The sequence below is a fragment of the Mycobacterium sp. ELW1 genome (genome assembly GCF_008329905.1).
Classification (GTDB): Bacteria; Actinomycetota; Actinomycetes; order Mycobacteriales; family Mycobacteriaceae; genus Mycobacterium.
The window spans coordinates 4461802-4481570 of the sequence record NZ_CP032155.1 but is presented as its reverse complement, the minus strand read 5'-3'; the positions used below and the strand labels follow the sequence as shown (position 1 = coordinate 4481570).

General features: G+C 66.0%; 18 protein-coding genes and 1 pseudogene. 14 read left to right on the top strand and 5 right to left on the bottom strand.

Translation table 11 applies throughout. The features are described from left to right. Positions 1-436: 436 nt before the first annotated feature. The 10 genes and pseudogenes from D3H54_RS21305 to D3H54_RS21260 all read left to right on the top strand — a co-directional run bounded on the left by D3H54_RS21305 (position 437) and on the right by D3H54_RS21260 (position 11856). Complete coding sequence (locus D3H54_RS21305; RefSeq protein WP_149380928.1) at positions 437-2116, top strand: thiamine pyrophosphate-binding protein; 1680 nt, start codon at positions 437-439, stop codon at positions 2114-2116. Next, positions 2116-2787, top strand: a complete 672-nt coding sequence (locus tag D3H54_RS21300) for a DUF8713 domain-containing protein (protein WP_149380926.1) — start codon at positions 2116-2118, stop codon at positions 2785-2787. Before D3H54_RS21305 ends, D3H54_RS21300 begins: the two co-directional genes overlap by 1 nt. Then, complete coding sequence (locus tag D3H54_RS21295; RefSeq protein ID WP_149380924.1) at positions 2784-3806, top strand: 3-oxoacyl-ACP synthase III family protein; 1023 nt, start codon at positions 2784-2786, stop codon at positions 3804-3806. The genes D3H54_RS21300 and D3H54_RS21295 overlap by 4 nt, the downstream gene beginning before the upstream one ends. Then, the gene (locus D3H54_RS21290; RefSeq protein ID WP_149380922.1) at positions 3803-4072 is read left to right on the top strand and encodes an acyl carrier protein; all 270 of its coding nucleotides are present in this window, start codon (positions 3803-3805) and stop codon (positions 4070-4072) included. The genes D3H54_RS21295 and D3H54_RS21290 overlap by 4 nt, the downstream gene beginning before the upstream one ends. Continuing rightward, positions 4069-5679 (top strand): AMP-binding protein, encoded by a 1611-nt coding sequence (locus D3H54_RS21285; RefSeq protein ID WP_149380920.1) that lies wholly within the window; start codon positions 4069-4071, stop codon positions 5677-5679. Before D3H54_RS21290 ends, D3H54_RS21285 begins: the two co-directional genes overlap by 4 nt. Continuing rightward, a pseudogene (locus tag D3H54_RS21280) lies at positions 5673-7882 on the top strand (MMPL family transporter). The gene D3H54_RS21285 and the pseudogene D3H54_RS21280 overlap by 7 nt, the downstream one beginning before the upstream one ends. Then, positions 7875-8981 carry a methyltransferase gene (locus D3H54_RS21275; RefSeq protein ID WP_149380918.1) on the top strand — a complete coding sequence of 369 codons (1107 nt, stop codon included), beginning with the start codon at positions 7875-7877 and terminating at the stop codon, positions 8979-8981. The pseudogene D3H54_RS21280 and the gene D3H54_RS21275 overlap by 8 nt, the downstream one beginning before the upstream one ends. Before the next feature lie 29 nt (positions 8982-9010). Then, positions 9011-9736: a class I SAM-dependent methyltransferase gene (locus D3H54_RS21270; protein WP_149383663.1), complete on the top strand. Its 726-nt coding sequence runs from the start codon at positions 9011-9013 to the stop codon at positions 9734-9736. Next, positions 9733-11037, top strand: coding sequence for a cytochrome P450 (locus tag D3H54_RS21265; protein WP_149380916.1), 1305 nt, complete (start codon positions 9733-9735; stop codon positions 11035-11037). Before D3H54_RS21270 ends, D3H54_RS21265 begins: the two co-directional genes overlap by 4 nt. Positions 11038-11094: 57 nt before the next feature. Next, positions 11095-11856: a MerR family transcriptional regulator gene (locus tag D3H54_RS21260; protein ID WP_149383662.1), complete on the top strand. Its 762-nt coding sequence runs from the start codon at positions 11095-11097 to the stop codon at positions 11854-11856. Between the two features lie 26 nt (positions 11857-11882). On the opposite strand, the gene D3H54_RS21255 is transcribed toward D3H54_RS21260, so the two are convergent. Both D3H54_RS21255 and D3H54_RS21250 read right to left on the bottom strand, forming a co-directional pair. Next, entirely contained in the window at positions 11883-13094 is a 1212-nt protein-coding gene (locus D3H54_RS21255; protein ID WP_149380914.1) for a pyridoxal phosphate-dependent aminotransferase, read from the bottom strand. A 187-nt stretch (positions 13095-13281) separates the two neighbouring features. Then, positions 13282-13590: a hypothetical protein gene (locus D3H54_RS21250; RefSeq protein WP_149380912.1), complete on the bottom strand. Its 309-nt coding sequence runs from the start codon at positions 13588-13590 to the stop codon at positions 13282-13284. A 370-nt stretch (positions 13591-13960) separates the two neighbouring features. Here D3H54_RS21250 and D3H54_RS21245 point away from each other — a divergent pair, with 370 nt between their 5' ends. Beyond that, complete coding sequence (locus D3H54_RS21245) at positions 13961-15130, top strand: serine/threonine-protein kinase (protein WP_149380910.1); 1170 nt, start codon at positions 13961-13963, stop codon at positions 15128-15130. 23 nt (positions 15131-15153) lie between these two features. On the opposite strand, the gene D3H54_RS21240 is transcribed toward D3H54_RS21245, so the two are convergent. Continuing rightward, positions 15154-15489 (bottom strand): STAS domain-containing protein, encoded by a 336-nt coding sequence (locus D3H54_RS21240; RefSeq protein WP_168214934.1) that lies wholly within the window; start codon positions 15487-15489, stop codon positions 15154-15156. A 267-nt stretch (positions 15490-15756) separates the two neighbouring features. Beyond that, positions 15757-16041, bottom strand: a complete 285-nt coding sequence (locus tag D3H54_RS21235; protein ID WP_149380906.1) for a hypothetical protein — start codon at positions 16039-16041, stop codon at positions 15757-15759. A gap of 535 nt (positions 16042-16576) precedes the next feature. Here D3H54_RS21235 and D3H54_RS21230 point away from each other — a divergent pair. The 3 genes from D3H54_RS21230 (at position 16577) to D3H54_RS21220 (ending at position 19330) form a co-directional block, all read left to right on the top strand. Further along, a complete protein-coding gene (locus tag D3H54_RS21230) occupies positions 16577-17554 on the top strand; it encodes an IS481 family transposase (RefSeq protein ID WP_149378470.1) in 978 nt (325 codons plus the stop codon). 61 nt (positions 17555-17615) lie between these two features. Further along, entirely contained in the window at positions 17616-18734 is a 1119-nt protein-coding gene (locus D3H54_RS21225) for a hypothetical protein (protein ID WP_149380904.1), read from the top strand. Next, entirely contained in the window at positions 18716-19330 is a 615-nt protein-coding gene (locus tag D3H54_RS21220; RefSeq protein ID WP_149380902.1) for a hypothetical protein, read from the top strand. The genes D3H54_RS21225 and D3H54_RS21220 overlap by 19 nt, the downstream gene beginning before the upstream one ends. A gap of 14 nt (positions 19331-19344) precedes the next feature. On the opposite strand, the gene D3H54_RS21215 is transcribed toward D3H54_RS21220, so the two are convergent. Beyond that, on the bottom strand, positions 19345-19734 hold the full coding sequence (locus D3H54_RS21215) for a hypothetical protein (RefSeq protein WP_149380900.1): 390 nt from the start codon (positions 19732-19734) through the stop codon (positions 19345-19347). Positions 19735-19769: the final 35 nt, after the last annotated feature.

Sequence of the window (19769 nt, the reverse complement as noted above, 5' to 3'; positions counted from 1 at the left end):
TCAATAACGTGCGCGGATGCGTGGTTGGGCCGTCGGAGGCGGCAAGTCCGCAGCACGGGCGAGGGTTTGGCCCCGTCGGAGCCCGGCGCCGCCGGCCGCGTGGGTGGCCCCGATACCCGGGAAATGCACAGGAATTTGCCAGCGGGTCAAATTGTCGCGCGGTTACCCGCGGGGAGCCGTGGCGACCGCGCCTCTGACCGCCCAACTCGGGCCGGTCGGTCGGTAGCGGTACCGCGCACCGCGGTGTTCACATTTCGCGCAAGCGTCGCCGGCGGGCAGTCCGGGCAAATGCCCGCATGGCTGTCTGCGAGATCCCCAAAGCCCGGCGGAGACGAGCGCACCTGCACTAGGGTTCGTGCGAGTTGCACACACTAGGTGGGGGTCATGGCGAGCGCTGTTTCTGGGCAGGTGCCGGGGGCGATCGCGTTCGAACGACATGCCGGTCGGCTCTGAGCGCAGCGGCGCGGAGGATGGGCGCACGCGAGTAGTCGACTACATCGCTGAGCGCCTCGTTCGCCGCGGCGTTCGCCATGTGTTCGGCGTGGATGGCGCCAACATCGAGGATTTCTACGACGCCGCCCACTCCTGTCCCGACCTCACCGCGGTGGTGGCCAAGCATGAGTTCTCCGCGGCGGCGATGGCCGATGCCTACAGCCGCGCCGGTGCCGGTCTCGGCGTCGTCTGCGCCACCTCCGGCGGCGGTGCCCTCAACACCATCCCGGGACTGGGGGAGTCGTTCGCCGGCCGGGTGCCGGTGCTGGCGTTGATCGGTCAGCCGTCCACGACGTCGGACGGGCTCGGCTCATTCCAGGACACCAGCGGCGTCAACGGGTCACTGCCCGGCGAAGCATTGTTCGCGGCCGTCTCGGTGTTCTGCGAACGGGTGCTCACCCCGGCCGACATTCTGAACGCGTTGCCACGGGCGATCTCGGCCGCGACGAGTATCGGTGGGCCGGCGGTCCTGCTGTTGCCCAAGGACATTCAGCAGGCCGCAGTGCAGTCGACGCGCGATGATCCCGCCGACGGCGCGCCACCGGCGGTCGGGGACCTGACGGCCCTGGTGCACCTGCTGCGCAGCATCGACGGACCGGTGACGATCATCGCCGGTGACCAGGTTGTCCGCGACGACGCCCGGACCGAACTGGAGACGCTTCGTGCGGTCCTGCGGGCGAACGTGGCCACTGTGCCGGACGCGAAGGACGCCGCAGCCGAGTCGTTGGGCGTCGCCGGGGTGATGGGTCATCCGGCGGTGGATGCGGCACTGGGCGACAGCGCACTGTGCCTGGTGATCGGCACCCGGCTCCCGCTGATGGCCCGCGGCGGTCTGGACGCAGTACTGGGTTCCCTTCCGATCGCATCCATCGGTGCCGGGGTTCCCTACCTGCCATGTACGCACGTCGAAAGCCACGACCTCCGTGCCTCGTTGGCCCAGCTGGCGACGGCGTTGGCCGGCACGGAGAATCGGGCGCCGGCACCGCACCCCGTCCGCGGTGAGCTGACGCCACCAGAGCATGCGGGCGCGGGGGTGCGCTACCGCGACGCGATGCGCGCCTTGGACGGGCTGCTGCCGCAGGATGCCGACATCGTCCTGGACGCAGGCAATATCGGTTCGGCGGCTATTCACTGGCTGCCGGCGCGACGCGATGGCCGCTTCCTGGTCGCCCTCGGAATGGGCGGCATGGGCTACAGCTTCGGTGCCGGCATCGGCATGGCCTTCGCCCGTAATCGCCGCACCGTCGTCATCGCCGGCGACGGCTCGTTCTTCATGCACGGCATGGAGATTCACACCGCGCTGCACTACCGGCTGCCGGTGACGTTCCTGTTGTTCGACAACCACGCGCATGCCATGTGTGTCACTCGCGAGCAGCTGTTCTACGGCGACCGCTACAGCTACAACCGATTCGGCCCCAGCCGGCTGGGCGCGGGGTTGTCGGCGATGTTCCCCGGCCTGCCGTCGGTGGACGTCACCGATATCGCCGAACTCGGTGTAGCCGTCAAGGCGGCGCTCGACGCCGACGGCCCGTCCGTGGTGTCGGTGGAGTGCTCAGCCGACGAAATCCCGCCCTTCACAGCATTCCTGAATGCAACAACACAGCTGAATTCGAGGAGAAGCTGATGACACTGCCTGCGCTCGAGGACATCGCCGCACACCACGGCAGTACCGACCCGATTCCGGGGCTGATGCGCATCGAGACCTCACCCCGGGAGAAAGCCACTCCGGTCCTGATGGAGATGATCCACGCGGTCTACCCGCACGACGAGGTGTTCGGTGAGTTCTGCACTGTCAACGATTTCATCGATTGCCCGCCCGACGAACTGTTCGACTACCTGTCCGACACCCGGTCGCTGGAGGAATGGACCTACAGTCTGCGGGGTTTCACCCGCACCGAGGAGGACGGCCTGTGGCTGGCCTACGACCGGCTGGGGACCGAAACCGAGATCTACACCCGCACGGTGGCCAATCGGGATGCCCGCACCGTGGACTATCACTGCGCCTGGGATCAAGGACGGCATTTGTGGATGGTCTACCTGATGCGGGTGGTCGACGCGCAGGTCGTGTTCAACAAGCCGGGGTCGGTGGTGTTGTGGACCAACTGCCACCACCCCTTCTACGACGAGAACCCATACCCGCACGACGCCCCGCCACAGCGGCCGGTCTGGGTGGGGGACTTCTGGGACATGTTCGGCGCCGGGCACCTTCTGGAGTTGAAGAATCTCAAGGCGATTGCCGAATACCGCCACCGTAACGGGCTGCCGATCACCCCGGACTGGATGCGCGAGTCATGAGCCGGCCTATGGTCAGCCTGATCGACGTCGCCACGTATCTGCCCGAAAACCGCGTTCCCGCAGAGTGGTACACCCAATTCAGCGACAACGACGACATGCGGGACAACCCCATGTTCCGGCCGCCGGATTTCCGTCACCATGCCGCCGACGACGAGTCCAACGTCGACATGATCCAGCGTGCCGTCGGCGCACTGATCGATCGGCACGGGCCTGCGGTGCTCGACGACGTCGATGTGCTGCTGACCCATTCGCAGCTGCCCGATCTGCCCATCCTCGGAGCCGGTGGCGAAGTCGCGAAGCGGTTGGGCATCAATCCCGAGTGGATCATCGACGTCCACAACGGTGGCTGCGCGGCGTTTGTGTTGATGCTCAAGCTCGCTCGGCAGCTGCTGGCGGGTGGCGCCGGGCGAACCGCGCTGATCGCCGTCGCGCAGAACGCCGCAGGCAAGATCTTCGAGCAGGACCAGGTGCGCAAGCTCGCCCAGGCGTCGGTGCCCGGCGACGGCGCAGCGGTCGGGCTGGTCACCGTGTCGGACACGTCTCCGGTGCTCGACATCGAATGCCGTTATTTCGGCGAGAACGCCACCGACATGACCCTGGCCGCCGATCCCGCGCGGCGGTGGTGGGAGGCGGGGCCCGGGCAGGGCTACGTCGGCTTCAACGAAGGCAAGATCATCAAGGTCCTCGCCCGCGGCAACCGGCAGGTGCCCCAGGTGGTGCGCGCGGTGTGCGACCGGATCGGCGTGAAGCCGGGCGACCTCGACCTGCTCGTCACCAATCAGCCCAACCGGCTGCTGTTGCGGAACTGGAATGAGGCACTGGGTATTTCACCGGAGCGGCATCGCGACACATTCCACGAGTGCGGCAACCTGTTCGCCGTCGCCATCCCGGTGAACCTGGAGGCGGCGATCCTCGACGGCCAGATCGGTGCCGGCGACATCGTGATGATGGCCGGATTCGCGCACGCCGGGGATTTTGCCGGCGCCGCCGCCATCCAGTGGGGCGGGACCCGGAAATGACTGCGGCCGAAGGCCTACCCACGTCGATGAACACCGTCGTCGACGACATCATCGGCCTGATCCAGGCCGAAACCGACAGCGCCACAGCCTTGACCGCTGACTCGGGACTGCAGGATGCGGGCATGGACTCTGCCCGGGTGCTGTCGCTGGTGTTCCGGATCGAAGCCCGCTACGACATCGACCTGGACGCCGAGGACGGCGACGACTTGCGCACCGTCGGCGACTTGGCCCGGCTGGTGCTGCGTCGTATCGAGGACCGGTCATGAAGACCGCCCCGGCGATCCGGCCCAAGTTCGACACGCTCACCGAGATGCTCGATGCGGCAGCACTAAGTGATCAGAGCCTGGTCTTCGTCGACCGCAACGAGGTCGACACGCAGGTTCCGATGGCCGATATCGCTCGACGGGCGGGTTCGGTCGCGGCCGGCCTGCACGACAACGGGGTCCGGCCCGGCGACCGCGTCGCATTGGTACTACCCACCGGTCCGGAATTCGTCGCCTGTTTCTTCGGTGCCCTGTACGCCGGCGCCATCCCGGTACCGCTGTACCCGCCGGTGCGGCTCGGAAAGCTCGACGAGTATCGCCATCGCACCGCCGCGATGCTGCAGGCCGTCGACGCCGTGCTGGTGGTCACCGAGGATCGCATTCGTCCGCTGCTCGAGGCCGCCGGGGCGCGGTGCCGAACGCCCGTCGAACTCGACGGGGCGGGCCGCCGTGACATCGATGTGTCCGCCGATGACGTTGCGCTGATCCAGTTCTCCTCCGGCACCACCCATGACCCGAAACCCGTCGCACTCAGCCACCGCAACCTGTTGGCCAACCTCGCCGCGATCGCGGACTACTTCGCGGCGGCGGGCATGCCCGAACAGGTCGGTGTCACATGGCTGCCGCTCTATCACGACATGGGACTGATCGGGAATCTGCTGAGCGCGTTCTATCTTCCGCGGTCGCTGGTGTTACTGCCGCCCGAACTGTTCCTGGCCGTCCCCGCGGCGTGGTTGCGCGCGATCTCGCGGCATCGCGGAACCGTCACCGCCGCACCGAACTTCGCATTCGGCTTGTGCCTCAAGCGGATCCGCGACGACGAACTCGACGGTGTCGACCTGAGCTCGTGGCGACTGTGTCTGAACGGCGCCGAGCTGACCAGCGCCGAGGTCCAGCGCCGATTCAGTGAGCGGTTCGGGCGGTGGGGGTTCGACCCGCGGGCGTTCACGCCGGTCTACGGGCTGGCCGAGGCGTCGCTGGCGGTCACGTTCACCCCGGCGGACAGCATGTTCGGCGTGTATCAGCTCGGCGACCGGGAACTGGTGAGCACGGGCCGTCCGCTGGCCGGCGTCGAGGTGGAGATCCGCGACGACAACTCCCGGCCGGTGCCCGACGGCGAGGTGGGGCACATCTTCGTTCGTGGACCCAGCGTGATGACCGGGTACTTCGGCCGTGCCGACCTCACCGCGCAGGTGCTGTCCGGCGGCTGGCTGGATTGCGGCGACGTCGGATTCATCCACGACAGTGAGCTTTTCGTGTGTGGCCGGACCAAGGAGACCGTGATCATCCGCGGCGCCAACCACGCACCGCAGGATTTCGAGGCCGCCCTCGACGGGCTGGCCGGCGTCCGCGCCGGATGTGCGGTTGCGGTGGGATACGTCCCCCCCGATGCGCAGGACGAGGCGCTGGCGATGCTCGTCGAGACCACCGCGGACGCCCCCGAGGGTCTGGCGACAGATGTCGCGGCCCGGGTGCTGCAGCACACCGGCATCGCCGTCGGACACGTCGAGCTGCTGGCACCGGGCACCCTGCCACGGACGTCGAGCGGGAAGATGCGCCGCATCGAAGCGCGCACCCAGTGGCTGGCGGGGACTTTGTCGCCGTGTTAGCCGGTATCGCGCGGCTTGCGATGCGTGCTCCCCGGCGGATGATCGCGCTCGCGCTACTCGTCGTCGCCGGTGCGGCGGCCTTCGGCATTCCGGTGGCGGGCCGGCTCTCCGCGGGCGGTCTCACCGATCCCGGTGCCCAGTCCTCACAGGTTAAAGCTCTGTTGGCCAGCACTTTCGGCCAGGGCGACATGCCGCTGCTGATCACGGTCAGCGCACCCGATGGGGTCAATTCCCCGGCGGCGCGGACGGTGGGCACCGACATTGTGCGGACACTCACCCAGTCGCCGACTGTCGCGACGGTGACCTCGCCGTGGACCGCTCCGCCATCGGCAGCGACATCGCTGATCAGTAGGGACGGCACGATCGGCGTCATCGTCGCCGGCATCACCGGCGGTGACAACAGCGCGCCGAAGAATGCCGGAGCACTGATCAGCGCGGTGGTGCACGACCGCGACGGGGTGACCGTGCGGGCCGGTGGCGAGTCGGCGATGATGCTGGAGATCAACCAGCAGAGCGAAAAAGACCTGAAGGTCATGGAGGGCGTTGCGATTCCGCTGAGCTTCCTGGTGTTGGTGTGGGTGTTCGGCGGTCTGGTCGCGGCGTCGCTGCCCCTGGCGGTGGGCGCCGTCGCGATCTTCGGCGCGATGGCCGTGCTGCACGCGATCACCTTCGCCACCGACGTCTCGATTTTCGCCCTCAATCTCGCTGTGGCCCTTGGGCTGGCGCTGGCGATCGACTACACGCTGCTGCTGCTGAGCCGCTACCGCGACGAGCTGGCAGGCGGCGCCGGCCGCGACCGCGCCCTGATCCGCACCATGACGTCCGCCGGTCGAACGGTGTTGTTCTCCGCGATGACGGTCGCGCTGTCGATGTCGGCGATGGTGCTGTTCCCGATCTACACCCTCAAGTCTTTCGGCTACGCCGGCGTCGCCGTCGTCGCATTCGCTTCGCTCGCGGCGGTTTTCGTGACCCCGCGGCGATCGTGTTGCTCGGTGACCGGCTGGATTCGCTCAACCTTCGCCGGTGGCTACGACGCCCGGTGTCGGCTGTACGCCCGGTCGAGGAGGGCGCCTGGTATCGGGTGGCGATGTTCTCGATGCGCAGGGCGGTGCCGGTCGGGCTGGCCATCGTGGCACTGCTGACGGTGCTCGGTGCACCGTTCCTCGGCGTCAAGTGGGGAGTGCCCGACGACCGCGTCCTGCCGACGTCGAGTTCGGCGCATCTGGTCGGCGACCAGCTGCGCACCCAGTTCGCCGCGGACCTGGCCAAGAATCTGACCGTCGTCATCCCCGATCTCAGCGGTGTCACCCCCGCACAGCTCGACGGCTACGCCGCTGAGCTGTCGCGGGTGTCAGGCGTGTCCTCGGTCTCCTCGCCCGGCGTGACGTTTGTCGGTGGCGCCTCCGTGGGTCCGCCGACGGCGGCGACCGCGATCACGAGCAACAGTGCGTTCCTCACCGTCACCAGCACCGCACCGCTGTACTCCCAGGCATCCGAGACGCTGCTCGACCAGCTGCAAGCCGTCCCCACCCCGGCCGGTCACCAGGTGTTGATCGGCGGTACCCCCCAGGTCAACCGTGATACCGCCGGCGCCATCGCCTCCCGGCTGGGGATGGTTCTGGTGATCATCGCCGGAATCACGTTCGTACTGCTGTTCCTGATGACCGGCAGCGTCGTGGTACCGCTGAAGGCGTTGATCCTCAACGTTTTATCGTTGACCGCCGCATTCGGTGCGCTGGTATGGATCTTCCAGGACGGCAACCTCGGCGCCTTGGACACGACCTCGACGGGCACGCTGGCGATCAGCATCCCGGTGTTGTTGTTCTGCATCGCCTTCGGCCTCTCGATGGACTATGAGGTGTTCCTGGTGTCGCGCATCCGCGAGTTCTGGCTGGCGAGCGGCAAGACCGCCGCCGACAACGACAGGAGCGTCGCGCTGGGACTTGCCCACACCGCGCGGGTCATCACGGCCGCGGCACTGATCATGGCCATCACGTTTGCGGCGCTCTCCGGTGCCGAGGTGTCCTTCCTGCGGATGCTCGGTGTCGGGCTGACGCTGGCGATCCTTGCCGACGCCACTCTGGTGCGGGTGCTGCTCGTGCCGGCTTTCATGCACTTGATGGGCCGGTTCAACTGGTGGGCGCCAAAGCCGTTGGCGCGCTTGCACGAGCGGATCGGGATCCGGGAGGCCTCGCATGCCTAGGAATGCCATGGTGCCCCCGGCCGGACTGGCGCGCGCCGTGGAATGGCTGCGCCATCACCTGCTGCTGCTCCATCAGCGGATGCTGCCCGCGCCGATGGCGATGATGGAACTGGTCGTGTCGGGGTGGCCCGCGCAGGCGATCACCACGGCCGCGCAACTGGGCATCGCCGACGCGCTGGCCGACGGACCGCTGCCGATCGACGAGCTTGCCGCGCGGGTGGACGCGGACCCCGACGCATTGAGCCGGCTGATGCGGGCACTGATCGGGCGCGGCATCTTCCGGCGCCGCCGCGACGGCCGATACGCACTGAATTCCCTTGCCGACACCCTTCGCTCGGATGCGGCGATCTCGCTGAGAGGCGCGGCGATGTTCCAGGGCTCACAGGAGCAGCGTGAACGCTGGACGCTGCTGACGGACTCGGTCCGAACCGGCGAGTCCATCGTCCCCGCCCTGAGAGGTATGGAGGGTTTCGACTACCTGATCGAAATACCCGAGCACGCCAAGCTTTTCGATCAGACCATGACCAGCCTCGCCCAGATGACGCTGGCCGTCGTGGTGGCCAGCTACGACTTCGCCGCGCACCGCACGATCGTCGACGTCGGCGGGGGACAGGGTGCGATGCTGGCCGCCATCCTGGCGAAGGCACCTCGGTCCCGAGGCGTTCTCTACGATGTCCCCCGAGTCGTCGCAGGGGCGCCGGAGCTGCTGCGCACCAACGGTGTCGCTGACCGGGTGCAGATCGTCGAGGGCTCGTTCTTCGACGATGTGCCCGGCGGCGGCGATGCGTATCTGCTGAAGAACATCATTCACGATTGGGCCGACGACAAGGCGTTGCACATCCTGCGCAATGTCCGCTCGGCCGCCGTCTCCGGCACCACCGTGCTGCTGGTCGAGATGGTCGTCCGCGACAACGGCCGCGACGGGCCGGAGAACTGGGTGGACCTGGAGATGCTGCTGAACCTCGGATCCCGCGAACGGACCGCCGACGAGTACCGAAGGTTGTTGGCGCACGCCGGTTTCCGAATGACACGGGTGGTCCCGACTGCGTCACCGCTCTGCGTGGTGGAGGCCGTCGTCGACGACGCGCTTCCCGGCTAGTCAAGGAGACTCTGGTGGATATCGCGACCATGCCGCGTGCCGGATTCGACGCCTCCTGGTTGGACCGGCGGCTACAGACGAGCCGGCTGGAGTACCTGGACCGCGATGATGTCGACGACCGCGTCAAGCGACAGGTGATCTGGTCTCTCGACTGGATGGGCCGGATCCTGCGGGACCACGAGCACCTCGCCGCGAGGGCGCTGCCGCTCGTCGCGAACATCAGCGAGCCGAGAATTCTGGAATTGGGGGCCGGTCACGGGGCGCTGTCGCAGGCGGTGCTGAGGCTGCGTCCCGACGCGCGCGTGACGGTGACCGACATCGATCCGGTATCGGTGGCCAACATCGCCGCCGGCGGTCTCGGCAGCGACTCGAGGGCGGTGGTCCGTCGCGTCGACGCCACCGACATCGACGCCGGAGACCGGTCCTACGATCTCGCGTTGTTCGCGCTGTCGTTTCATCATCTACCGCCGGTTCAGGCCGCGCGCGTACTGGCGGAGGGGACTCGCGTCGCGGACACGCTGCTGATCTGCGATCTGTATCGGCGTTCGGCTCCCGTGCACCTGCTGCGGCTGGCGTCGATGCTGCCGTTCGCGCTGCTGCCGTTCGCCCATGACGGTCTGATCAGTTCGTTGCGTGCCTACAGCCCTTCGGCATTCCGTGCACTGGCCGCCCACGCCGATCCGGCCATCACCGTCGAGTTCAGCCGCCTGGGCCGCAACCACGTTGTGCTGGCGCGGCGCACGAGGGTGCCGTGAGTCCGCCGGCGACGGCGGCGGCACTCGGGCGCGCGGCGTGGGCCGGCATCGATCCGGAGGGCTTCTTCCGTCGCCACGCCGCCGACCGCGCACCGTTCACGGTGCGGTTTCCCGGACTGGGTGAGGTGTTGTTCTTCACCACCATCGACGGGGCGCGCGACATTCTCACCGCGCCCGGCGCACTGTGCCGGGCGCCGCTGCCCAACCCGATTGAACCGGTCGTCGGCGAGAATTCACTGATCCTGCTCTCCGGTGAGGCACATCGCCGGGCCCGAAGTGTCCTGGCACCCCCGTTTCGCGGCGAGCTCATGCGGGACTACGTCGATCTGATCGCCGAAGCCACGGAGCGGGAGATCGCCACGCTGCGGCCGGGCGATCGTCTGCTGGTGGGCCGCACCGCTCAATCGATCACCCTGGACGTGGTGATCCGGGTGGTGTTCGGCGTCACCGATGACGCCCGCCGTCGCGAATTCTCTTCAGTGACAACCCAGTTGCTCCGCACCGGCGGTGCGGCGCTGATGCTCGTGCCGTGGCTGCGGCGCGATATCGCCGGGCGGGGGCCATGGGCCCGGTTGGTCGCCTTTCGAACCCAACTCGACGACTTGTTGTCCGAGCAGATCGACGAACGCCGGCGCAGCGGTGGACAGGGCGGCGACGTGCTGGCGTCGATTCTCAACGCCACCGATGACGACGGCAACAGCCTGAGCGACGCGATGGTGCGCGACCAGCTGCGGACAATGCTGGCCGCCGGCCACGAGACCAGTTCGACGTCGCTGGCGTGGGCGCTGCACCACATCCACCGCGACAACCGTATTCGCACCCGCGTGCTCGATGAGCTGGCCACCGCCGCCACACCGATCGAGATCGCCGCTCTGCCGTACCTCGGCGCGGTGATCCAGGAAACCCTGCGCGTCCACCCGACAGTGCCGGTCGTCCTGCGCAGGCTCATCGGCCCACTCACCGTCGCCGACGTTGCATGCGCACCCGGCGACGTGGTGGGAATCGCGCTGCCCGCACTGCATGTCAATCCGGAGCTGTGGTCCCACCCGAATACCTTTGACCCCGAACGCTTTCTGAACGCCAGACCGTCGCCGTTCCAGTACGCGCCGTTCGGCGGCGGTTACCGCCGGTGCATCGGCGCAGCCTTCGCGCTCGACGAGCTGGCGGTCGCGATCGGCACGATGATGAAGCGGCTCGACCTCGCGCCTGCGGATCGCGGGCGACCGCCGCGCGCGGTGCCTCGCGGGATCGCGACCAAGCCCAGCCGGGAGATCGCGCTGGATGTGATCGCCCGGCGTTAGGTTGACCCTCACGCGGCGTGAGGCGCGAACATGGTCGATGTGACGCAGGAGTTTCGGGTGGACGAGCTCACCGTGGGCGAGGTCGCGAAGCGATTCGGGATCACAGTCCGGACGCTTCATCACTATGACGACATCGGGCTGCTGTGTGCCAGCAGGCGTACCGCGTCGGGCTATCGGCTCTACACCGCCGCCGACCTGGTGCGGTTGTCCCAGATCATCGTCTATCGGCGCCTCGAGCTGTCTCTCGACGAGATCGCGAGTCTGCTCGACGAAGGCGACGTGATCAGCCACTTGGTCCGCCAGCGCGAACGCGTCATGTCCCGGCTCGACGAGATGAAGAACCTCGTCGAGGCAATCGATCACGCATTGGACAAAGCAATGACGAACACACCTATGACCGACGACGACATGCGGGAACTCTTCGGCGACGGCTTCGACGACTACCAGGCAGAGGCGGAACAGAAGTGGGGCGAGACCGCGGAGTGGAAAGAATCGCAGCGCCGGACCAAGGCCTATGGCAAGCAGCAGTGGATCCAGATCAAGTCCGAAGGGGAAGAGGTCGAGAAGGCGCTGGCGGATGCTTTCCGCGCAGGGCTGCCCGCCGACTCCGACGCGGCGATGGATGCTGCGGAGAAGCACCGCCTGCACGTCAATCGCTGGTTCTACGACTGCCCGCCGGCGTTCCACCGCAGCCTCGGTGACATGTACGTCAGCGATCCCCGATACGTCGCCACCTACGACGAATCATTCGGGCTACCCGGTCTCGCGGCCTACTGCCGCGAGGCGATTCACGCGAACGCAGACAGGGCAGGCGACTGAGCCGGCACGCCGGGTGAGCTGTGACATCACTGGCGATAGGTGGCCAGGAAGTGTCCGATCGTCGCGATGGTGGCTTCCAGTTCATCGGCCCGCGGCAGCATCACGATCCGGACGTGGTCGGGGTCGGGCCAACTGAGGCCGGTGCCGGGAATGATGTGGATCTTCTCCTGCAGCAGCAGGTCCAACGCGAACTGCTCGTCGTCGCGGATCGGATACACGCTCAGATCGATCTTCGGGAACGCGTAGAGCGCTCCTCTGGGTTTGACGCACGATACGCCGGGAATGGAGTTGAGCGTCGCCCAGGCGCGGTCGCGTTGCTCGCTCAGCGCTCCGGTGGGCAGCGTGAGGTCGTGCCCGGACTCATCGCCTTCCAGCGCGATCTGAATCGCTTGCTGGCCAGGTACATTCGCGCAACGGCGTAGACCGGCGACGGTGGTCAGGCCGTCGAGGTAACTCACGGCGTGATCGGTCGGCCCGGACACCGCGAGCCATCCGGCCCGAAATCCCGCGCAGCGGTAGGCCTTTGAGAGGCCGTTGAAGGTCAGGCACAGCAGATCAGGTGCCAACGACGCCGTCGCGGTGTGGACGGCGTCGTCGTAAAGGATCTTGTCGTAGATTTCGTCGGAACAGACGATGAGGTTGTGCTCGCGCGCGACGTCGAGGATGCCGGTGAGCACCTCGGGTGGGTACACGGCGCCGGTCGGATTGTTTGGGTTGATGATGACGATCGCCCTGGTGCGTGCGGTGACCTTCGCTGCGATGTCGGCGACATCGGGATACCAATCCGACGACTCGTCGCACCGATAGTGGACGGCGCGTCCGCCGTTGACGTTCACCGCGGCGGTCCACACCGGGAAGTCGGGAGCGGGGACCAAAACCTCGTCGCGCTCGTCGAGCAAGGCGGTCATGGCCATCACGATCAGTTCGGATGCACCGTTGCCGAGAAACACATGCTCGACGTCGATGCCGGGGACATCGCGCACGGAGTAGTACCGCACGACGGCGTTGCGGGCCGACAGCAACCCCTTGGTGGGGCTGTAGCCGGCCGAGGTCGGCAGGACCTCGGCGATCTGGCGAACGAGTTCAGCGGGCGCCTGGAAGCCGAACGGGTACGGATCGCCCGTATCGAGCCGCATGACCCGGTGTCCGGCTGCCTCGAGTCGCGACACCTGCTCAGCGATCGGCCCCGGCGCTTCGTGCGAGAGGTTGGACAACCTGCTCGACTGCGCGAACTTCATGCGGTTCCTTCGCAGGTCATCCCGGGTAGCGGGCGGTGTATTAACCGAGGCGTCAAAAGCCTAGCGTCCAACCGGCGACTGACCGAGCGATCAGGAGAACGTACGATCGCCGACATTGGTTAGCCTTACCAGCGGAAATGGTGTTCCGGCGGTGGCGATCGGCGGCCCGCCCCATGCGCTCGCATCGCTACGTCCGTCCGCGCTTCAAGAGCACCGCGACGGAGACGACGGCGATGATCAAGACCACAGCCGCCGGAATGGCCTGCTCTCGCGCCCGTTGAGCCGTCAGGGGCACGGTCCGGGCTTTCGCGGTGGTGGGACGTGGAGTGGCGGGGTTGGCCGTGGGGACCGCGACCGATGCGTCCGCTGCGGGGACCGAAGGTGGCGTCTGCGAATAGTTCTCGGTCCAGAACCGGTGTCCACCGAAAAGCAGGACGGCGGCGGACGAGAACACCACGGCAGCCACTGCGAGGCCGCCGCGCGTGATGCGTGGCATGAATTCGGCCTAAGGTCTGGCAACACCGGCCGCTACCGTCGTAGGACGTGCGTGTCGCTGCTTGGCAAGACGCCGGCACGGTCGTACCTCTGAACCGGCGATCTCCAGGACTATCGAGCCTGTTATCGCTATTCATATCGCTGCGACGGGCTGCTGCGTTACGGCTTCGGTCCGTACCATTGCGTTGTGCTGCTTCGACTTTCGTTGGTCACTGGCAGGGGGAAATGGCCGGCGCCGATCGTCTCACCAGCGGAGACTCCGATGTGGTTAGGCTCATGCGCACCATGAGTCACTCGAGAATCCATGTCGACCGGTTGTCGGATCGGTCAACCCTGGTTTGCGCCGCCGTCATCGTGGCTATGGATGAATCATGACCGGCCACGAGATGCTCGTGGACCGCTATGCACTAGCCGGGGTGCTCGGCCGCGGCGGCATGGCTGAGGTCCGCGAGGGATGGGACACCAGGCTCAATCGGCCGGTGGCCATCAAACTGCTCCATCCGACGCTGAGTGCCGAACTCGATATTCGACGCCGGTTCGAGGACGAAGCCCGTTCAGCGGCCCGTCTGAGCCACCAGAACATCGTCACGGTCTACGACTTCGGTGACCACCACGGCACCCCGTTCATCGTGCTGGAACGCTTGCCGGGGCAGACGCTGGCCGACATCATCGCCGCCGGACCGATGCCGCCCTCGCATGTGCGGTCCATGCTCGACGACGTCCTTGCCGGTCTCGCGGTGGCCCACGCCGCGGGGGTACTGCATCGAGACATCAAGCCCGGCAACATCCTGGTGTCGACGCCGGGTGACTCGATGAAGGTGGCCGACTTCGGTATCGCGAAAACCGGTGGCGCCGCGCACACGATGACCGGCCAGATCGTCGGGACGATGAGTTACATGAGTCCTGAGCGCGTCGCCGGGGCTCCCGCGTCGGTCGGTGATGACCTCTACGCCGTCGGTCTGATGGGTTATGAAGCGCTCCTGGGCAAAAGGGCGTTTCCGCAAGACAATCCCGCGGCGTTGGCGCACGCGATCATGGACAGCACGCCCCCACCCGTCGCAGCGATGCGCACCGATGTCGATCCAGTGCTCGCCGCCGTCATCGACCGTGCCATCGCCCGAAACCCAGTGCAGCGCTTCACCAGTGCCGAACACATGCGCGCCGCGTTGGCCGGCGATCAGCGGGCGCTGCACGCCGGCGGGCCCTCAGTTGAGCGGCCGGCAACGAAAGTTCTTGAAGGGGCGCCGGTTCCGGCTCCCCACTATCTACCGCCGCCACCTCGGCGCCGCGGAAAAATGCGCAAGTACGGGATAGTGGCGGGCATGCTGGGTGCCTTGGCCGTTTCGGCGCTCGCCTTGGCGATGGATCCATCGTCGTCGAGCCCGGCACCGCAGCCGGTCAGTACCAGTACCCCGGTCGCCCCCGCGCCGAGCGTCGCACCGTCACCGAGTCCTGTTGTCCAACAGCCAGACCCCGCGCAATCTCAGCCGGGCGGGCCTGCCGGCCGCGGGCATGGAAAGGGCGACAAGAAGCGCGGCTAAGTTTGGCTACCAGCTGGGCGGCGTCACGCGCACAGTGACTGGCAGAGCGTCAGAACACGCGAAACACATTGTGACGGTAAAACGTCCAGGACAACGGCGGCGTCACCGCAGCGTTCTTCGATGCACTCGAGCGCTGAAATCCCAGCGCAATCAAAGAATGTCACCTGCGTCATGTCCAAGGTGAGATGCCGGCAATTGCCCGCACGGCGGAAGACGTAGTCGGTGAACTGGCGGGCGGTGGACATGTCGACATCGCCGACAGCGGTGACGCGAACGTCAGTGGTGTTGGACCATTCAGCCAGAAGGCGCAGCCGGTTTGTGGGCGGCTCCACGGTCGAATTGGAGGAGATCAAATGCATCGGATGGCTCCAATGAGCACTAGAAGGAAATAACAAGTATGTGTGGGATGCGCCCGAAAGGCTGGCACCGCGGGTGAAAAAGCACCGCATGCCTGCGACGAATACCGTCGGCTGGTAATTCAACCTTCCCCGACCTTACACCCACAGGCACGTCACGGCCTAGCTTGGCGAATACCTACTGCTGGGGCGGTCGAGGCACGGTCAGGGTGGCCGGCAACCCAGCCCGCCACCAAGGCTTAAGCAGGGCCGGCGTCATCGGGAAAACCGTCAGCAGGGCATGTCGGCCGGGGTGTAGTACGGCACCCCGTTGCCGGTCAGGCACGGCGGCCGGCCGGCTGCGGCTTGAGCTGCCGCATCATCGGGCGAGGCGACCGGCGGTACCACACCCGGGCTCAGCTCGATTCCGGGACCGACCATCACATCGGGGCCGAACACGACGCACCCCGTGGCGTCCTGCGCGGCGGCCGCTGCGCCGCAATCATCGGCACGAGCCGGTGACGGTGCCATCACCAGTGCCGCAGCCATCACCGCGACGGCGAAGAGTGTCTTCATCGGTCTGTTTTTACTCGCCGGAGAGCGCGGTGATGCTGGTTTCGGCCGCATTGGCCTAGCCCGTGTCAGCTGCACCGACGGCGCAGTCTTCCCGCGACCTTGCATCCCAGCGGACCTGCTGGACCTCGGTTTCGACGGTGGCGCAGGTGACTGGCGGTACGTGGGCGAATAGCTATATTCGATTCATGGGGAGACTGGACGTCGATCCCGACGCTTTGGAGGCACTTGCTGCGCGGTGTAAGGCCCTGGCGACAGGCGTGATTCCGGCGGCGGCGCCCGCGAGCGGGCCCTCCGGTCACGCGGCCGCTGCGGCTGTGGAGGCGCTGCACGATGCGGTGACTGTCGCCGCCGGAGCCTTGGCACTTCGCTTGGAAGAGACAAGCGCAGCTCTGGGTCGAACCGCGTCAGATTTCGCCGAGCGTGAGGCGCTAGCTGTACTCGGCTTAGACATTGGTGACGGATCGCTATTGCTGTAGGGAGGGCCTCCGGGCTTAGTGGAGATGTCTGACGTCTTCACCAGTCCACGGAGGTCCTCGTGTCCCACGCTAATGCCCGTTTGACCGTTCATGGTCGTCTGCTGCTCGTTGAGCGGATCGTTGAGGGACACCGTCCGGTGTCTCATGTCGCCGCCGAACTGGGAGTTTCTCGCCAGTGCGCTCACCGGTGGGTTCGCCGGTTCCACGCTGAAGGCTTTGCCGGCCTGTCGGATCGGTCCTCACGACCGCGTCGATGCCCACGTCGCACACCATCTGTGGTTGAAGATGCGGTGATAGAGCTGCGCCGCACCAGCAGGCGGGGTCAGGACTGGATCGCCGCCGAGTTGGGTCTGCCGGCCCGGACGGTGTCGGCGATCTTGCGCCGTCGCCAGATGCCGTATCTGCGGGATTGTGACCCGCTGACCGGTGAGGTAATCCGGGCATCGAAGACAACCGCGGTGCGCTACGAGCGGGCGCACCCCGGCGAACTGATTCACATGGACGTCAAGAAGATTGGGCGCATCCCCGACGGGGGTGGCTGGAAGGCACACGGCAAAAAGATGGGCGACACCGCCGCCCGTAAGAACGCGCGCATCGGGTTCGACTACGTGCACTCCGCTGTCGACGACCATTCGCGGCTGGCGTACTCAGAGATCTTGCCCGACGAAAAGGGCGCGACCTGCGGTGGGTTTCTGGCCAGAGCCGCCGAGTACTTCAGAACCCACGGGATCTCGACCATCGAGCGAGTCATCACCGACAACCACTGGAGCTATCGGCGTTCCGCCGATGTCGCCGCAGTCATCGCAAACCTGGGCGCCAAACACGTCTTCATCAAGCCGCACTGCCCCTGGCAAAACGGAAAGGTGGAGCGCTACAACCGCACACTGCAGACCGAATGGGCCTACCGGCAGATATTCACCACCAACGCCGCCCGCACTGCCGCCCTTGCCCCGTGGCTCGAGGACTACAACAATCAACGACGCCACTCAGCTATCGGAGGCCAACCACCGATCAGCAGACTGACACCAACGTCCTAACCGAGTACAGCTAGCTGCTCGTCGGCTCGCGATGCTGAAGTCGTCGGTGGAAAGTTAGCTCATGCCGGCAGTCTCGACGCCGATACCGACGTTGTCAGCGGTCGAGGGTTGGAGCACCGAATACCTCAGTGCCGCAGCAGGGCACTGGACGATTACCGCCGCCACTTGGGAGGACGCCTTCACCGAGGTGGCAAACGAGACTGGTTCTCCCGCAGGCTCCCAGTGGGATGGGGCCGCGGCCGTCGCCGCGCAGTCACGCACCTATGGCGATCGCTTGAAGGTCATCGGATCAGCTGACGAATTGCACAGTGCCGCTGCGGCTGCCCGTGCAGGTGCTCAAGAATTGAGCGCCGCCAAGCAACGAGCAATCGCGGCAATCTCTCAGGCACGGAGTGCGGGATTCGATGTTGCAGAAGACCTTTCGGTAACATACCGCGGGCGTGTTACGGCAACCAACGCCGCCTCGTTGCAGGCTCAGGCACAGACGTTAGCCGCGAGCATCCGGACCAAGGCGATGGAACTTTCCGCCGTCGATCAGCGAGTCGCTGCACGTTTGACAGAGACGGCGGCATCGGTCGCTCAGACTTCCTTTGATCGCTCTGATACGAAGGTGCTTGGGTTCGGCCCGCGGGACCCAAAGGAGTCCCCGCCAACCGATGCGCTGTCCGTGAAAGATGCTGGAGATGTCCACAAACGGGTCGACCCATTACCACCCGGCAAAAATCGCGGCGTAAAGGTGCTGCCGAACGCCGCCGCAGTTGAAGCGCTCTACGCAGAGCTGACCAAAAATGGCAAGCAACTGCCGTCTGGCACCTATAAGGGTGAATGGCAAGTACTGCCTGACGGCACAAAGATCGGCTTCCGGCCGGACAGCAAGTCGGGTGGACCTACTGTCGAGATCTGGAACCCAGACGGATCAAAAATGTGGGATGTACACGTAGGTGATCCTCCGAACCGAAGACCACCAATTCCCGAACCGGCGCCCGCTCCTGCGCCAGCACCTGTGCCTGCTCCGGCCCCCGCACCCGTGGCTTCGCCTGAGCCTTCCGCGCCGGACCTTGGCTCACCGGAGCTTCCAACCCCATCCCCGGTGGATGTATTTGTCGGCGGAGTGGTGGCGATCGGGGCCGGAATCGTCGCTGGTATCGAGACCGTCGGTGGATGGGTCTTCAGCCCGTGACGGAGAACTATCGCGATCAACCGGGGAAGCCGCTCAGCGCCTCGCCCACCGCCGCCGATGAAGCAGATGGCGTTGATGGGCTTCGCTACATCACTGACAACTCTGAAATTCCGCAGTGGGCAAAGGAGATTGGCCAACCTGTCGGCTGGCTCTTGGGAAGATACTCGGGATTCAACACGCAACGTCCGTGGCGCATTTCCGTGTGCGGTCCCCAACAGGACGGCGGATGGGACGCCTGTGAGACGGTCACTGTGTACGGCTTCAGCGGGACGATCCCGACGTCCCTATTGCAGCGCCGGGCAGACAAGGCTCTGGCAACACAGGGAACTTTCGAAATCCAATCAAGCGTAGTGATGTCGGACCAGCGGACAGGGGCCTCGGCGGTGCGGTGCTCGGGCTATATGACAGCCGGCGGATTATTGATCAGGACGAAGCAGAACCACTTCGCCGTTCCTTCCGCCACACCGGGCGAAGGTCGACTCGTGGAGCGGTGTTGGTTCGTCGAGGCGAAGGCGCGCCCGCGGTTCGAGGCGGCGATCGACGAGTTCGACCACCAGTCGATGAACGCATTCGTAGCCGCTACAACCAGTTTGTGATCGCGGTTCTTGCCCTACTCACTCGCGAAGTTTGGCTCGATCTCTTCCGCAACAGCAGCGCCCTTCGGGGTCAGGTTCAACCATGCATACCACGGCCAGATGGTGTCCTCGTCGAATCGGTCGATGTAGATCTGGCGGACGCGATCGAGTGATTCGTTCAAGGACGTCGACCACTTCGCGAACCGGTCATCGGGACCGTTGAGGTCTCCGATTTCCGCGAGATCGTCCTGGACTAGATCGTGGATTAACGTCATGACCCGCTGCTGTGTCGTCTTGATCGGCTCACCCGGGTGCGCCCTGACCGTGTGGTAGTGCAGGCGCTGCAAGGGAACCCAATCGATCAACCCACGCACCAGCACTTCATCGCGCGCTGCCATATCAGTGTCCGGATTGGGCTGGTCCACCCCCGCATTTTACTGTGCGCGGCGCGATCTCGTCT

Coding starts and splice junctions, on each gene's coding strand:
- D3H54_RS21250 (WP_149380912.1), bottom strand. CDS start 13,590: ATGCCACGCATCACGCGCGGCGGCCTCGCAGTGGCTGCCGTGGTGTTC.
- D3H54_RS21255 (WP_149380914.1), bottom strand. CDS start 13,094: ATGAAGTTCGCGCAGTCGAGCAGGTTGTCCAACCTCTCGCACGAAGCG.
- D3H54_RS21300 (WP_149380926.1), top strand. CDS start 2,116: ATGACACTGCCTGCGCTCGAGGACATCGCCGCACACCACGGCAGTACC.
- D3H54_RS21235 (WP_149380906.1), bottom strand. CDS start 16,041: ATGAAGACACTCTTCGCCGTCGCGGTGATGGCTGCGGCACTGGTGATG.
- D3H54_RS21285 (WP_149380920.1), top strand. CDS start 4,069: ATGAAGACCGCCCCGGCGATCCGGCCCAAGTTCGACACGCTCACCGAG.
- D3H54_RS21275 (WP_149380918.1), top strand. CDS start 7,875: ATGCCTAGGAATGCCATGGTGCCCCCGGCCGGACTGGCGCGCGCCGTG.
- D3H54_RS21225 (WP_149380904.1), top strand. CDS start 17,616: ATGCCGGCAGTCTCGACGCCGATACCGACGTTGTCAGCGGTCGAGGGT.
- D3H54_RS21295 (WP_149380924.1), top strand. CDS start 2,784: ATGAGCCGGCCTATGGTCAGCCTGATCGACGTCGCCACGTATCTGCCC.
- D3H54_RS21270 (WP_149383663.1), top strand. CDS start 9,011: ATGCCGCGTGCCGGATTCGACGCCTCCTGGTTGGACCGGCGGCTACAG.
- D3H54_RS21240 (WP_168214934.1), bottom strand. CDS start 15,489: ATGCATTTGATCTCCTCCAATTCGACCGTGGAGCCGCCCACAAACCGG.
- D3H54_RS21290 (WP_149380922.1), top strand. CDS start 3,803: ATGACTGCGGCCGAAGGCCTACCCACGTCGATGAACACCGTCGTCGAC.
- D3H54_RS21220 (WP_149380902.1), top strand. CDS start 18,716: ATGGGTCTTCAGCCCGTGACGGAGAACTATCGCGATCAACCGGGGAAG.
- D3H54_RS21305 (WP_149380928.1), top strand. CDS start 437: ATGCCGGTCGGCTCTGAGCGCAGCGGCGCGGAGGATGGGCGCACGCGA.
- D3H54_RS21245 (WP_149380910.1), top strand. CDS start 13,961: ATGACCGGCCACGAGATGCTCGTGGACCGCTATGCACTAGCCGGGGTG.